Below are 14,750 nucleotides of genomic sequence, written 5' to 3' on the forward strand. Positions count from 1 at the left end.
TATGTGAGTTATGAAGCCAAGAAATAAGACAGAACGTAAAGTTGTAAAACTCTCGGACAGAATTCCGGAGTTATCAGACAAGCAGCGTGAGTGGGCCATCAAGACTTGCATCTCTGAAGATGATGCCTACAAGTATGGTGACAGATTTTCAAGAGGGTGTTTCTATCTAGTATGCACATTCAAGGGATGGCAGGTCCTCAGATACTTTCAGGTAAGAGCGAAGTTCCGGTTCCACAAGATGATTAAGGAGAAGATTTACTTCAAGGAGTGTATGCAGCAATGGTTGAAAGATGGGGAATATGTTTTCCTTGCCAGGCAGCGAACCAGCGGATATATAGAAGATGCTTTTTCTGCTTTCGGAAAGTTGGAAGTAAGAACGCATACTGTATGGAGTTTCTTGGGTGATCCTCGTGATATTGGATTCGATGGAGTATATTACGCTTCAGTCCAAGGCAAGTATAAATATGCTCTCAGAGACTTCGGGGAAAAGATTCTGTGTGACGAAATCTTCCGTTCCGTCAATGCTAACCCATACAATGAAACTCTCATGAGACGTGATATTGATATGTGGAAGGTGTGTAAGTACCATGAAGCTGTCTTCGACAGAGAAAAAATGTCTGCCGTCAAGATTGTTGTCAGACACGGAAAGGCTTCTTATATTTACGATAGCTTGTGGTGGGATATGCTCGACAGTATTATGTATCTTAAGAAAGATGTACGTAACCCTTCTATAGTTTGCCCGGAGAATCTTCGTGAGGCGCACGACAAGTGGCTAAAGGCAGCAGACAACAAGAAAAAGAAAATGGAGGACAGAATGACTAAGCTGCGTCTGATTGCGGAAGAGAAAATGCAACTCAGATATCTGGAGCAAGCTGCTAAAGCCGAAGAGGAGAATAAGAAAAAGGCAGAAGCAATGGCTAATGTATATGTTGACAGAAGAAAGCAGTTCTTTGACATTGACATAAAGGATGGCGCCATAGACATACAGGTTCTTAAGTCCGTCCAGGAGTTCTTTGAAGAGGGCAAGGAAATGGGGCACTGTGTATTTAGGAATGGTTATTACGATGTGAACAGAAAGCCGAACTGCCTCATACTTTCTGCCAAGGTAAACGGGCAGCGTATGGAGACAATCGAGGTAAACTTAGCCGATGTTACCGTTGTTCAATGCCAGGGCCACGGAAACATCAATTCCGCTTTTCACGATACCATTCTGAAGCTTATCAAAGATAATCTGTGGCAGATAGAATCCAGGCTCCCAAACAGGGCTAGTAGAACGGCGTAATTTTTAGTATTTTTGGCTAAAATTTCCGTTTGATATATTTGCATATATCGAGATTTTTTCGTACCTTTGCGTATGAGAAGAGCCTATTTTGCGGTGTTTTTGACTATCCAAGCCGCATATATGCACAATTTTATGTTAAAATATAGTTAATTTTAGATTTTAGATATTTAATCATTAAATATTTTATTAAATTTGCAGCGATGGAATACGATTACAGTAAGCTCAGAGAGTTCATCAAGCGTTGTAAGTGGCAATGGGCCACTTCAATGATAGACGTTCCTCATGAGTACATTCACAGAGACAAGTGCGCATTGACAAACGACGAGTTCTATTACTTCGTCAGCGCACAGCGAGACAATGGAGTCCATGAAAGATGGGGGAAGTATAATTTCCCTTACCTTTACATTGATGGTTACAAGTATTGGACGATGGGTGACCCATTCGAGACTACTTGGATTTTGAACAGACAGAAGGTTTTCAACGAGTTCGACTTCCTGGAGTGGCCGGTACCGCGAATCTATTCGAATCAGGAAATGGACGTGATGGCAAAATCTATCATGTTCACGTTCAAGGACAGAAGATTTTTCGAGGCAGGCATCGGAAACGGAGACTTCGTCGCTTTCACCAAGATAAAGCCGGAAATGTATTATGGAGTTGATCCTAGCAAGAAAGCAATCAAGCAGTTCAGGGAGAAGACCTCTGGTTTTTTCCGAAGATGTTCTACTATTTCTTTTGAGGAGGCGATAAAGAAATGGATGTCGGCAGACAGCGTTGTGGTTGCTCTTTTCGGTACCGCTTCCTACTTCATGCCTCAGTATCTCCGCAAACTGGGCGAGAGTGGTTTGGATTATTGCCTTATGTTCTACAAGGATGACTACACCCCTGCAGAGTTCGAGGAAATGCACCATTTCACCTATGACAGAATGCAGTTGAAATCGATGTTCCCGAATTGTAACATATACAATCACAAGAATTTCGTAACCATTTCAAGTAAAAAAATCACCTGGCAACAGGCAACAGTAGAAAATGAATTATTCCCAGTATGATAAAATAGCAAGTAAGTACGACACTTTGTTTCGTGATGAAATGAGTCTCGTTGAGAACCGTGAGGTGGGGCAAATGCTCCCACCTCTCAGCGGTTCAATCCTAGACATCGGATGTGGTACCGGCTTGCTGACAGAGATTGCAGAAATCGACCCAAAGGAATATCTAGGAATTGATCCTAGTAAAGGAATGTTGGAGCAGTTCACTAACAAATACCCAGCCTATAAGGATAGGGTTGTATGTGAGCCTTTCGACGGAAAGAGTTTAGATTGCAGGAATTTCAACAATATCGTAGCATTGTTCGGTTCCCCATCTTATCTTTCCCGGTACGCTGTTCTTGCTATATCACAGTGTAAGGCTCGTAAGTTTTTGATGTTCTACAAGGAGAAGTATCATCCGGTCACTTACGAGAAATGCGATGTAGAGTTCAGACATTTCTATTATTCTAAGAAGGTTCTGTGCAGTCTTTTTGGTGAAGAAAACGTATCAGAGTATCACAATTATTTAATAGTAAATTGCGTATGACATCACAGAAAGGTTTGCGTTATGATGGCAGTATTGACAAATACCCCATCACAGAAGGCGAGATTTACAGTTTAGGCAATGGTAGCAAGATTACCATTGCCGATATTACTTTGGGGCTTCCGGAGTTTTCAAAGAATGCCGATTGTGTATTCATCGACCCGGCAGGAAGTAAAGGTGTCCTCAAAGCGTATTATACCAAGGCGGAGAAGCAATGCCCGGTTGATAATTTTGACGAGTTCGTTGCCCACATCAAGAGGTGCATCGAGCAGATTAATCCGGACAGACTATTCGTCGAGTGCTTCTACAGAAATAAGAAACAGTTGGTTCCTATGGTAGAATCGCTGTTCCCTCATGTAAAAATCTACGAGAACACCTATTATCATAAGCCAGATTGCAAGTGCTGGATTATCCAAGGCACCAAGCAGGCAGAAGACTGGGGACTCCAGGGAATGGATGAATGGGATGCGGTGTTCAAGATTTGTAAGGATGTTCCGTTCTGCTCTATCACAGACTTCTTCATGGGTCAAGGACTTGTTGCCCAAGCAGCCTATGCCGCAGGTAAGGTTTTCTATGGTAGCGATATGAACAGAAACCGTTTGGCTGTAGCCATAAGCAAGGTAGCCAAGCGAGGTGGAGAATGGACAGTTACTAAATAATTACGCATATGATTAAACTCTCTCAGATTATCATCCTCAACGTTCCGAAGCGAGAACGTGAGGGCAAATACCTTAAGAAGTTGATAGAGACCAGCACGAAGCCTTATGGTATTCCTGTCAGTATCTCTATGGACCGAGGTAAGGGTCTTTGGGACAATTATTCCCAAGCGTTGACGCAAGAGGTAGCGGAAGGAACCCATCGCATGATTATCCACGATGACATTACCTTTGACCGCAACATTCTTGCCAAGATTTTACATATTCTCTCTTTTGCTCCCGAAAACAATGTTATCAGTTTCTACAATCCTACAAATGGTGACTATACTGATTGTTACGCAAAGGGCAAGCACGTTATTTCTACAAAGACTAATTTCTGGCTGCAGGCTAGCGTATATCCAAATGACCTAGCCAATGACTTTGTTGAAACTTCAAACAAGATGACGGATGATCAGACACGTTATGATGATTCGCGCCTTAAGGCATACCTTCAGGCAAAGGGTATCGACCTTTACGCTATCGTTCCCGGTCTGGTTCAGCATTTCGGTGCATACAGAAGCACGTTCAATAATCCAGGCGCCGTAGGTGGCATTCCTCGAAACAGCAAGACCTACGACAACCAGTTTGATGTAGAGTCTGTAGATTGGGAGAGTGAGTTCAAAAATCCTTATTTGGCTAAGTCAAGCAAGGATTGGGTTAAGGAAATCGTAAACAAGGAATTTCTCGATGAATACAAAAAACTCTAAGGAAAATCTAGCCTTGAAATTGGCAAAGGACAATATCGAGGTTGAGCAGGTGAAGCCGCTGCATATTGAATACGTTAAGGTTGATGACATTTATCCGAATGACTATAACCCTAACACGCATGATGCAGACAGCTTCGACCTTCTCATCAAATCGTTGCTATATTTCGGATTTACTCAGCCTATCGTTGTCAACCGCTCGACGATGCAGATTGTGGACGGAGAGAACAGATACCGCGCCGCCTGCGTCATCGGATATGAGATGGTTCCTGTATGCTTCGTTGACTTCGACGAAGAGAAGTTGAGATATGCAACAATCATGCACAATGCCGCTCGCGGCCACAACAATAAAGAAATGATGGGTAGGCTTAAGAATTACCTTGACACCCATTTCAGTAATTCCAGCGACAAGGTATTATTAAACAATAGAAAGAAATGATATTTTACAGTGACAAAAACGTTTATGAGGCAGCTCTTGAAAGATTCAGATACATCTTTCGGGAGTTTTATGGTAAGCGTAAGATTGTCGTGACGATGTCGGGAGGAAAGGACTCTACCGTGGTTCTCAACCTTGCGCACGAGGTTATGAAGGAGATGGGAATTGAAAAGATTCCCGTCCTCTTCCTAGACCAAGAGGCAGAGACTCCAATGACTATCGAGTACATACGATACATCATGCACTTGCCGTGGGTTGAGCCGTATTGGATTCAGTCATACTTCCAGGAATGGAATGCCTCAAAGGGAGAATGGTTCAATGTATGGGGGCCAGGAGAAAAGTGGATTCGTGAGAAGGAACCAGATTCATATGGTGATTTGGAGATTCCGCACAATCAGTATTTCTCCAAGACCCTTGATCAGGTACACAGAATGCTCTTCGGCAAAGACTACCTAACTTTAGGTGGTGTCCGTATCGAGGAGTCGCCGGCACGATTGTCGGGTCTTACTAGAGGTGAGTGCCTTCCAGGTATTACGTGGGGAGGTGGTGGCGGATATTATAAAGACGGCACACCGAGAAGTCTGGTGCTCTACCCTATTTGGGATTGGAAGGTTTATGATGTATGGTATTACATCTTCAGCAACAAGCTTCCGTACTGTAAGCTTTATAACTATCAGTTCACGCAGAAGCCACTCAGAGCGTGCCGAGTAAGTTCCCTCATCCATGAGCAGGCTATCCACGACTTAGGTTTCATTAAGGAAGTGGATCCATGGTTCTACGACAAGTTGGTACGAAGAGTTGCAAACGTCAATACGTCTGTACACGTATTTAACGAAATAGCAACATACTGCTACAATTTGCCACCTTATTTCAAGGATTGGGATGAATACGTTGATTATCTCGCAGACAATCTTTGTGAAGACAAGAAGAATGCGGAGACTATCAAGAAAGGCTACCGTTCTGCCAAGAAGAGGAATGTAGCTAAAGCCGGGCATTGCCAGGAGTGTATTGATTACGTAATACATCAGATTGGTTATACCAGCGCTGTCTGCGTCATTGCGGAAGATTTCGGAATGAAGCGCATTCAGAGCGTAGAGCGTTCTTTGCGTCAGTATTTGAGCGACAATTATGTTAAAATAGAAAAAGCTAATAAGGAATATGAATCTTCAAGAGAACATCAAGAAGGAGTTTGATGCTGCCAAGGATAAGGTGCAGTTTTTGAACGACCTCAGAAAGTATATCAGTTCCTTATCTCCAGAGAAAGTCAACCCTGTAGATTGCGTGCTTTGGGTTGACAAGGATATGGTTGTAGCCAACAACTACAACCCTAACCATGTGGCAGATAAGGAAATGCGTCTTCTCTATACATCCGTGAGGGAAGACGGTTACACTATGCCTATCGTTACCATTTGGGACGAGAAGCTGCAGAAGTATGTAATCATCGACGGTTTCCACAGAAACCTCGTTATTCGCAAGTTTGCGGACATCAATGAGCGATGTGGCGGAAAGCTGCCTATCGTAGTTCTAGACAAGGACATCGACCAGCGTATGGCATCAACCGTAAGACATAATCGTGCCCGTGGAAGTCACTCTGTAGATGGAATGGTAAACATCGTCTTCAATATGCTCAGAGATGGTGTATCTGAGCGTGAGATTTGCGAAAAGGTAGGTCTGGAGCAGAAAGAGCTTGTAAAACTTAAGTATGTTACCGGTTTCGCCAAGATTTTCAAGAGCTATAAGTATAATGCGGCTATCGAAAAGGTTGTCGACGAGAGACGCGTAGCAAGAGAGACAGCCAAGAAGAAGGAGGATAAGAAATGAAAGTAAAGTCAGTTAAGCTCAGTGAAATCTTTCCTTACTATGACAACCCTCGTGACAACACGAATGCGGTTGAGCCTACGAAGGAGAGTATCAAGCGTTTTGGATTCGTTAAGCCTATCCTCGTTGATAAGGCAGGTGTAATCATTGCCGGTCACACAAGATACGTGGCCGCTTACCAGTTGGGTATGGAGTTCGTTCCTGTCGTTTACTCGGATATGGACGACGAAATGGCAAAGAAGTACCGCATCCTCGATAACAAGCTGGCAGAGAAATCTTCCTTTGATGAAGACCAGCTTTTGGAGGAATTGCGCAACATGGAGGTTCCTACCGATATGCAGGCATTCTTCTTTGAGGATATCAACCAGATGCTCAACTTCTCCCTCGACAGCATCAATCAGCAGGCAGAAGAGTATGGTGGCTTCCAGGATGACTATTCTCAGGTTGATGAGGAGAACTTCGAGGCTCCATCCAATGAAGAGGCTGGCGAAAGCGAGGAAGCTTCTTCAGATGATGAGGAGGAGGACCCTGCCAAGGATTTGTTCGTTCTCAAAGAGCGCGAGGACGGTTCACATTATATGAAGGTCGTTTGCCCATATTGCGGAAATATGGAAACAATAGAAATTGAGGATTAACAGGTATGGAAGAGATTAAGATTAATGACAAGGTAATTGAGTTACCTATTGACAGTATCGTGCCTCATGACGGTTCGCACAAGACCGACGAGACGGCAGTACAGGCAATCATGCAGTCCATCAAGGATTTCGGCATCACTCAGCCTATTTCCGTTGATAAGAACAACGTGATTGTAACCGGTAACGGTGTGTATAAGGCTGCTAAGGCATTGGGAATGGATAAGGTTCCATGCATCCGTGTTGACTATCTGACTGATGAGCAGATTAAGCAGTATAGAATCGCTGATGACAAGACGTCCGAGTTTGCCACTTGGAACGAGAAGAAGCTTCGCAAGGAGCTCTCCTATCTCGGTGATCCTAACAGCATTCAGTTTGCTTTCGATGAGAGCATTGCCGGTATGCTTGGACTCAACGCTAAGCCAAAGGAACAGAAACCTGCGGCCGCACCTTCCAAGGCTGAGACTAACCATACGGCTAAGAAGGTCGTAACGGAAGCCCAGAAGGACCAGAAGTTCAAGGAGGAAATGAAGGGCGTTGAGGAGAATATCCAGGTCAAGCCTTCAGAGTATTATGAGTATAATTGTTCCGCTTGCGGTAAACTAGTAAAAGTTAAGAAACCATGACAGATGAATCATCACAGCCGAAAGTAAAGTCTTTCGTACATAGAATCCCCAATCCTGTTGGAAGACCATACAAGATTAAGTCTTCTCAGGAATTATGGGATAAGTTTGTAGCTTACTGTGATGATGTTGAAAATGACCCTTGGCAGCAAAAGACTGGTAGCAACTCCATTGCAGGCGGCAGCGGCAAATCCACAAATTCCATGAGACAAGAGGTAAGGGTTTTCAGAAGAGCCTATACCCTTGTCGGATTTTGTGCTTTCTGTGGCATCGTTCAGAAATGGGCGGATTTCAAGAGAGGTAATCTTAAGAGACCAGGCTTTGAGCAGGTGATAACACAGATTGAGAATGTCGTGATGGCTCAGCAAATTGATGGCGCCATGCTTCATCAGTTTGATTCCAGTATTGTTGCAAGGCTCAACGGATTGGCAGATAAGCATATTCAAGAAGTAACCGGCAAGGATGGCGAGGACTTCAAGTTCCCTAAGCTGTCCTTGGATGATATTAAAGAATTACAGAAGATAAATGGACTTTGAGAAACAACGTTTTCTTCATAAGCAGTTAGTGGCATCGTCCCTGCTGCAATTCACTACTAAGATGTTCGCCTATACTGCTCGACGTGAGTATGTAATAGGCGAACATCACAGGATTATATGTGATGCGCTCATGGATGTGATAAGGGGAAAGACTAACAAGCTGATTATCAACATCAGCCCTCGTTATGGAAAGACACTCTTGTGTTCACAGATGTTTATCGCATATGGTCTTGCGCTGAACCCTGCTTCAAAGTTTCTTCATATATCTTATTCCGGAAGTCTCGTCCAGGACAACTCAATGGCAGTCAAGGACACGATAACTTCTACATATTTTCAAACACTATTTCCGAATGTCAAAATCAGAAAGAACGATAACACAAGATCAAAATGGAGCACAACGGCAGGTGGTGGTGAGTATGCTACATCTACCTTGGGTCAGATCACAGGTTTTGGTGCAGGTCAGCCAGACTGGACCGAAGAAGACATAAAGAACATGGATAAGTTCATGGCTACGTTCAACCCCGGTCACTTTTCGGGAGCCATAGTTATCGATGACCCTTTACGACCGGACGATGCTTTGTCCGATAACGTCAGAGAGTCTATCAACAGACGTTTCGAGACAACCATCCGTAACCGTGTAAACTCACGTCATACGCCAATTATCATCGTCATGCAGAGGTTGCACGAGCACGACTTGTGCGGTTACCTTCAAGAGATTGAGCCGAATGAGTGGAAGGTTGTTTCCCTCCCGGTAATACAGACAGACGAGGACGGAAAGGAGCGAGCCTTGTGGCCGTGGAAGCATACGCTGGAGGAGCTGTATAAAATCAAGCATGCCAGCGAGTTCGTATTTGAGACACAGTACATGCAGAACCCTACCCCTATGGAAGGTCTTATGTACCATGCCTTCAGAACATACGATGAGCTGCCGGACAGAAGGTATGCAAGAATGATTGGCAACTACACAGACTCGGCAGATACCGGTTTCGACTTCCTTTGCTCTATATGCTTCGATGCACACGATGACGGCTACTATGTTACCGATGTTCTATACACTAAGCGACCGATGGAATACACGGAACCAGCGCAAGCCAATATGGTTAAGCGCAATCAGACAGACGTGTGTTTCGTTGAAAGTAACAATGGTGGACGCTCTTACGCCCGCAATGTCGAGCGCATAACAAGGGAACACGGAAACAGAATTACCCAGTTCGTAACGTTCACGCAATCGAAGAACAAACAGATTAGAATATTCACTCGCTCCAGCGAGGTAAACAATAAACTAGTCTTCCCTTCTAATTGGGAACAGTTGTGGCCGGAGTTCGCCCACGATATGAAATCCTACAGAAAGGAAGGATATAACGCCCACGATGATGCGCCGGACGCTTGTACGGGCATCATAGAGAAGTGTGAGGAGTGGCTTAACAATGCTACCGATGCACAGCTCAGACGTGGCGGTTTCTTGTAATTTCTTTTTTAAACCATGTTAGCTAGGCGTTTGCTCGTAAGAGTAGGCGCTTTAACTATTTGAATATCAACGTATCGCAATTTGGTATTTTTAACTAAAAAAGCTGTTAGTATATTTGCATATATCAGAAAATTTTCGTACCTTTGCATATAGATAAAAGGTAGTAGTTTTGACTATTCAGAGCCTACCTTATAAGTTGAACCAATTAAAATTATAAAGATTATGAAGAATTTAGTTTATGCTCGCTTTGATGAAATGACAGTTAATGAGGTTTCAGAGCTAATGAGAATAGCATCTGGCAAGATGGCAATCAATGTAGTTTCAGTTGCACCTACATTGTTCCGAGTTTCAGCATATGGTATATTTGACGGAGACGCAGAGGACTGGGGCTTCGAGAGTGCAGACTGCGGAATGTTCCAGGGAGAAGAGGTGTTCGAGGCAACCAAGAAGTTGTACGAGACCACCATCGCTTAATATAGGAGGAGGAACTGCTATGAGTGGTCTTTTTGAAACAAAGCTTCTCAAATACAAGAAGCACATTATCCAGGTTTTTGAGGATATGTTCGGTCAGAGATACGTCTATATCGACGGCAAGACGCAGACTTATTCTATTAACAATGCAAAGAGAATGATTAGCCTATGTTGTCAACAGTAATATTCACGGATGGTGCCCAGAAGAATGTGGAGCCATCCAACGGAACGGATTTCTCATTGGAGGAGTTGAGGGGATTTGTAGGTGGACACATCGAGTTGGTCCGACTCAGCAAGTCGCAGGTAATGGTAGTTAATGAGGAAGGCAAGGTTTACGACCTTCCTCAGAACGAGAACGCCACAATGCTTGTGAACATAGCAGGGATTAGAGACGTTATAGTAGGTAATGTATTAGTTTGTGACATCAATAAAATCAAGTAATATGGATAAGAATGATTTGATGAAGTACCTTGTAGAAGAGGCAGAGTGTAGTGAGAGTGAAGTAGCTGAAATGACTAACACGGAGTTGCTGGATCATTGGCTGGAGTATAACGGAATTTGCGGTTTCACAGAGGACATCAAGGATGTTATTGAGGCTGCTTTTGATGTAGATTTGGAGGACTAGCTATGTATAAAGAGGATATTGGAACAGACAGATATGGGCGCACGATGCGCCTATATCACTCCTGCAACACGGTCTTTTGCGACCACGTCAAGAACGATAAGGTTGTCAGGACAAATCAAATTAAGGTAGATAACGACATCATCTTAATGTTCAGTGCTTCGCATACGAGCGGAGCCTACATTTACGATGAGATTCACAGGAGATACGGGAAATGGCTATGAAAAAGATTATCACCATTGAAGTAGAAAGCTCTAGTGTAGAGTGCTATAGTAGCTTCTATACGGACCTGGAGTCTTTCGTCACGCACAGAGTGAATGGTACTCCATTGAGAATTAAAATTACCTCAGATATTAAGTAGCGTATGAAACCAATGTTAGCAACAAGATATTATCCGTCACAGACGAAGTTTCCTTGCTTCGTCCAGCCTAAGTATGACGGAGTTCGCTGCATACTTCATGAAGGAGAAGGTGGCGAGGTTCACCTCACATCGAGAGGTGGTAAGGAGTATGATGTTCCTCAGATTAAGGCTTGGGGAGAGAAACACCGCGGTATGCTTCCTTTGGATGGGGAGATATACAACCACCAGGAATTGACCTTCCAACAGATATGCTCTGCCGTCAAGTGCCATTCTGCCATGACTGACAAGCTACGTATGGTTATCTACGATACACAGATTCAAGGAAGCTTTGCTGCCAGATGGAAAGTTCTGCAGGAGGAGTTTGCTTCCATTGATCCAAACGGACCGTTGTACCTTACGCAGACTTTCGTTGCCCATTCAGAGAAGGACATCAAGCGATGGCACAAGATATTCGTTTCCACTGGTTACGAGGGTGCTATTATCAGAAATGCAGATGGAACATATACCGAGGGCAGAAGCAATGACCTTATGAAGCTGAAATCGTTCGACACGACAGAGTTCAAGGTGGTCGATGTTTTGGAAGCGGAGGGCAATGATGCAGGTACCGCTATATTCAAACTGAAGTGTGGAGAGTACGAGTTCTGTGCCCGCCCGGTAGGTTCAAGGTCACTCAGAGCTCAATACTTAGCCGATAAGGACGAGTTGATAGGTATGGCGGCGACTGTTCAGCATCAAGGGTATTCTGACGCTGGAGTACCGAGATTTCCAGTATTGTTGAACATTAGGGATTACGAATAATGGCAGCATTAAATATTAACGAGTATTACGGCTGCTTCTCTTGCGAGGCTGCTGACGAGCACGGAAATGGTTGCAGGCACGGTCTGCTGTTCCCGGTACTGCTTGCGATGGGAAACAAGAGAAGCTGCCCAAACTATAAATTCAAGAAGAAATAACTATGGAGTTAGAGGTTAAGCTAAAAAGAAAGTATGAGTCTAAGACAGAAACTTTCGTCCTGATTAATTACAAAAGAGACTTGCGAAGATGTGTCAACATAACTTATCCAAGAGATTGGGATTGTGAAAAGCTTGATGTGTTCATTCAGAACTTTCACGACGTGAACGTTAGAAAGCCTTTATATGTGTCGGAATGGAGTTCTTTGCTTATGAAAAACAGACTGGAGGAAATTAAGAAACTAGGCTATCGTGTTATTGCTATAAATCAGTTACATGGCTACATAGTAAGAAAGGATGGAAAGTTTCTATCCTATCAGCTTGCAAAATATACGTCTGAGGGAGGAATAAGTCTCACATATCAATACGTGCCATCTCGAACACATGGAAGTGGTGCTATACAAGGTGGTGAGAGTGGCTATAATTTTGGATTCACCGAGTTTAGTAAAGAAATGCTGAACGATATGATGGACCACCCGAAGCTTTACGGTAAGGTCGAGCACTACAAAGATTTCAATGAGTACCGCCAGCTGAATGCAGGGCGAGAAAAGTCACTCAAAAAAATAATCTGATTTTTTTGGTTCAACACAATAAAGTACCATATGATGCGTTATTAATCTGATAGACGGATTATTAACTAAAGCTTAGCTACCGGCATGACGGGCGCATCATATGGGAATATTTATCTTTATTGTCATACTTATATTTGTCGCAGCAATCATTCAAGTATGTTGGAAGAGCAACCAAACAAAAAATCAAGGGAAGGAACTTGAAGAAATAATCAATTCGGTATCAGACTTTACACCTACAAAGAAAGTCATTGGTATAAACAATCAATTTGTCTTTATGATCGATAATAATAGAAAGAAGATTTTCTATTCAAATCATATCACACAAAAGACCATTTCTTATAATGACATTATTAAGGTAGAGGTGATAGATAACGGAAAGACGATTCATCAGAAATCAACAATTCGCACTATTGGTGGAGCCATCGTCGGTGGAGCTGTTGCTGGAAGTGCAGGAGCTATAGTCGGAGGCTTATCTGGTGGAAGCAAGCAAGCTTCTGTGGTATCTCTGGTTCAAGTTAAGATTTTGCTTAGAGATGTAAATTCTCCTTCATTACTCATAAACACTTTCAACGCAAGAAACATGACTGTAGAAGGAAAGCCTATCAAGAGCAACGGAACTGAAGGCTACATCTATAGGAATGGACTTAAAATTGCACAGGAAATTTCAGATATCGTAAACGTAATTATCGATGAGGTTGATAGATGTGGTGGTAAAGTTCAGCCAACAGAAATCAATGTCGAGCAGCCACGAGAAGACGATTTGGATTCTGTGCTGAGAGAGATGGTACAATCGAAGAAAGTTATTCAAGCTGTTAAGTTATATATGGATGAGAAGGGCGTTGGACTAGCTGAAGCCAAGAAACATATAGATAGCTTGTAACCAGTTGATTTACAGCGAATTAAATTCGTAATTTAGGTTAAAAGATTTGGTAATTTGCCGATTTTTTCGTACCTTTGCATATAGAAAGAAGGTCGTAAAATTGACTAAGAGCCAACTACATACAAGGGCAACTGCAACGTTACGACCTGCCAAGGAGATAAAACCGGGACGCTGGTTCTCTTAGGCGATTTTCGAGGGCGTGACAAGCGGCTGCCCTTCTTTATTAAATGAGCTTGATGGTTGCTTAATACGAAAATCTTATGGCAACAAACGCAGACATGAGCTTGAAAGAGTTCGCAAAGGAAATGCTGGTCGAAGTTAAAAAGGACCAGGAGTGGTTAACAAGACAGAAGGAAATCACCGGTGATCTCCAGGAGAGAATCGATGAATGCTTCAAGAGAGTGCAGAAGTGCGACATGACAAAGGGTGTCTATTCCACTACGCAGATGGCGAAGGAGTTGGGCATGGGCAGCGCACAGAAGTTGTACGAAGAGCTGAAGGAGGTTGGTCTTGCGTTTAACCAGGGTTATGAGTGGATGCTGACAAGTCCCTACTCCACCTATCAGTTAACTGAGGTGACTACACACCTTATCAAGGGCAAGTACACAAGAAGACCTCTTTGGACGGAGCGAGGCAGACGCTGGCTTCTCGCATTGAAGGAGAAGAACATCATCTGCAACCTCCCGAAGCCGAGAGTGCCGAAGGCTGTTGAGAAGTGTATTGCTTCTCAATCTGGCGAGAAGAAGAAAGAGGTCAAGGTCGAGCCGCCAACACCGCTGATGAAGAAAGCCGAGACGCTTAAGGATGAAATCAGCTGCCTTTTGAGTCTCATCACAGAGGTCGGAAAGGGAGAGACGATGCTCCTTATGGGAGACATTATGACAATCTCCACCACCATCAGCGAGCACGTGAGCACATTGGCTTTCGAGGCTTACAAGACATTAAATGCACCAGCGAGGGCTTGAACCAATTAAAATTCCAAGAAAAGATTTGGATTTTCCAAAATAAAATATTACCTTTGCAGCGGTAAAGGAGAAAGATAAAAAGCACTGAAATTCATCCGGAACCTAAGCCCAAATTGAGTCAGGCAGGGGCGCCCATGAGGCCTGTTTGACCTTGGATGGTTTCAGTGCT

At 43.5% G+C, this 14,750-nt stretch carries 20 protein-coding genes; all 20 read left to right on the top strand.

The window, feature by feature from the left end:
• Positions 1–10 precede the first annotated feature (10 nt).
• The 20 genes from ONT08_RS02250 to ONT08_RS02345 all read left to right on the top strand — a co-directional run bounded on the left by ONT08_RS02250 (position 11) and on the right by ONT08_RS02345 (position 14,581).
• The gene (locus ONT08_RS02250) at positions 11–1,282 is read left to right on the top strand and encodes a PcfJ domain-containing protein (RefSeq protein ID WP_264959101.1); all 1,272 of its coding nucleotides are present in this window, start codon (positions 11–13) and stop codon (positions 1,280–1,282) included.
• A gap of 200 nt (positions 1,283–1,482) precedes the next feature.
• On the top strand, positions 1,483–2,328 hold the full coding sequence (locus ONT08_RS02255; RefSeq protein WP_153079934.1) for a hypothetical protein: 846 nt from the start codon (positions 1,483–1,485) through the stop codon (positions 2,326–2,328).
• Positions 2,309–2,851, top strand: coding sequence for a class I SAM-dependent methyltransferase (locus ONT08_RS02260; RefSeq protein WP_254963285.1), 543 nt, complete (start codon positions 2,309–2,311; stop codon positions 2,849–2,851). The genes ONT08_RS02255 and ONT08_RS02260 overlap by 20 nt, the downstream gene beginning before the upstream one ends.
• Positions 2,848–3,507 (top strand): hypothetical protein, encoded by a 660-nt coding sequence (locus ONT08_RS02265; RefSeq protein WP_153091800.1) that lies wholly within the window; start codon positions 2,848–2,850, stop codon positions 3,505–3,507. The genes ONT08_RS02260 and ONT08_RS02265 overlap by 4 nt, the downstream gene beginning before the upstream one ends.
• An 8-nt stretch (positions 3,508–3,515) precedes the next feature.
• Positions 3,516–4,250 carry a hypothetical protein gene (locus tag ONT08_RS02270; protein WP_264959103.1) on the top strand — a complete coding sequence of 245 codons (735 nt, stop codon included), beginning with the start codon at positions 3,516–3,518 and terminating at the stop codon, positions 4,248–4,250.
• The gene (locus ONT08_RS02275) at positions 4,231–4,686 is read left to right on the top strand and encodes a ParB/RepB/Spo0J family partition protein (RefSeq protein WP_264959121.1); all 456 of its coding nucleotides are present in this window, start codon (positions 4,231–4,233) and stop codon (positions 4,684–4,686) included. Before ONT08_RS02270 ends, ONT08_RS02275 begins: the two co-directional genes overlap by 20 nt.
• Positions 4,683–5,876 (top strand): phosphoadenosine phosphosulfate reductase domain-containing protein, encoded by a 1,194-nt coding sequence (locus tag ONT08_RS02280; RefSeq protein ID WP_254963290.1) that lies wholly within the window; start codon positions 4,683–4,685, stop codon positions 5,874–5,876. The genes ONT08_RS02275 and ONT08_RS02280 overlap by 4 nt, the downstream gene beginning before the upstream one ends.
• Positions 5,842–6,504 (top strand): IbrB-like domain-containing protein, encoded by a 663-nt coding sequence (locus ONT08_RS02285; protein ID WP_153091791.1) that lies wholly within the window; start codon positions 5,842–5,844, stop codon positions 6,502–6,504. Before ONT08_RS02280 ends, ONT08_RS02285 begins: the two co-directional genes overlap by 35 nt.
• Positions 6,501–7,136: a ParB N-terminal domain-containing protein gene (locus tag ONT08_RS02290; protein WP_254963292.1), complete on the top strand. Its 636-nt coding sequence runs from the start codon at positions 6,501–6,503 to the stop codon at positions 7,134–7,136. Before ONT08_RS02285 ends, ONT08_RS02290 begins: the two co-directional genes overlap by 4 nt.
• A gap of 5 nt (positions 7,137–7,141) precedes the next feature.
• Positions 7,142–7,759, top strand: a complete 618-nt coding sequence (locus ONT08_RS02295) for a ParB N-terminal domain-containing protein (protein ID WP_153079942.1) — start codon at positions 7,142–7,144, stop codon at positions 7,757–7,759.
• The gene (locus ONT08_RS02300) at positions 7,756–8,292 is read left to right on the top strand and encodes a terminase small subunit (RefSeq protein WP_153079943.1); all 537 of its coding nucleotides are present in this window, start codon (positions 7,756–7,758) and stop codon (positions 8,290–8,292) included. Before ONT08_RS02295 ends, ONT08_RS02300 begins: the two co-directional genes overlap by 4 nt.
• The gene (gene terL, locus ONT08_RS02305) at positions 8,282–9,760 is read left to right on the top strand and encodes a phage terminase large subunit (protein WP_228115040.1); all 1,479 of its coding nucleotides are present in this window, start codon (positions 8,282–8,284) and stop codon (positions 9,758–9,760) included. The genes ONT08_RS02300 and terL overlap by 11 nt, the downstream gene beginning before the upstream one ends.
• A 222-nt stretch (positions 9,761–9,982) precedes the next feature.
• Positions 9,983–10,234, top strand: a complete 252-nt coding sequence (locus ONT08_RS02310; protein ID WP_254963325.1) for a hypothetical protein — start codon at positions 9,983–9,985, stop codon at positions 10,232–10,234.
• A gap of 165 nt (positions 10,235–10,399) precedes the next feature.
• Positions 10,400–10,672, top strand: a complete 273-nt coding sequence (locus tag ONT08_RS02315; protein WP_228115041.1) for a DUF3846 domain-containing protein — start codon at positions 10,400–10,402, stop codon at positions 10,670–10,672.
• A gap of 1 nt (position 10,673) precedes the next feature.
• Positions 10,674–10,856, top strand: a complete 183-nt coding sequence (locus tag ONT08_RS02320; protein WP_153079945.1) for a hypothetical protein — start codon at positions 10,674–10,676, stop codon at positions 10,854–10,856.
• 361 nt (positions 10,857–11,217) lie between these two features.
• Positions 11,218–12,012, top strand: a complete 795-nt coding sequence (locus tag ONT08_RS02325; protein ID WP_264959126.1) for an ATP-dependent DNA ligase — start codon at positions 11,218–11,220, stop codon at positions 12,010–12,012.
• Positions 12,012–12,167: a hypothetical protein gene (locus tag ONT08_RS02330; RefSeq protein WP_153079949.1), complete on the top strand. Its 156-nt coding sequence runs from the start codon at positions 12,012–12,014 to the stop codon at positions 12,165–12,167. The genes ONT08_RS02325 and ONT08_RS02330 overlap by 1 nt, the downstream gene beginning before the upstream one ends.
• A gap of 2 nt (positions 12,168–12,169) precedes the next feature.
• On the top strand, positions 12,170–12,736 hold the full coding sequence (locus ONT08_RS02335; protein ID WP_153119609.1) for a hypothetical protein: 567 nt from the start codon (positions 12,170–12,172) through the stop codon (positions 12,734–12,736).
• Positions 12,737–12,836: 100 nt separating this feature from the next.
• Complete coding sequence (locus tag ONT08_RS02340) at positions 12,837–13,616, top strand: hypothetical protein (RefSeq protein ID WP_264959130.1); 780 nt, start codon at positions 12,837–12,839, stop codon at positions 13,614–13,616.
• A gap of 260 nt (positions 13,617–13,876) precedes the next feature.
• Entirely contained in the window at positions 13,877–14,581 is a 705-nt protein-coding gene (locus ONT08_RS02345; protein WP_264959132.1) for a phage antirepressor KilAC domain-containing protein, read from the top strand.
• Positions 14,582–14,750 lie beyond the last annotated feature (169 nt).

It is taken from the genome of Segatella copri (assembly GCF_026015465.1).
Taxonomy (GTDB): Bacteria; Bacteroidota; Bacteroidia; order Bacteroidales; family Bacteroidaceae; genus Prevotella; species Prevotella copri_E.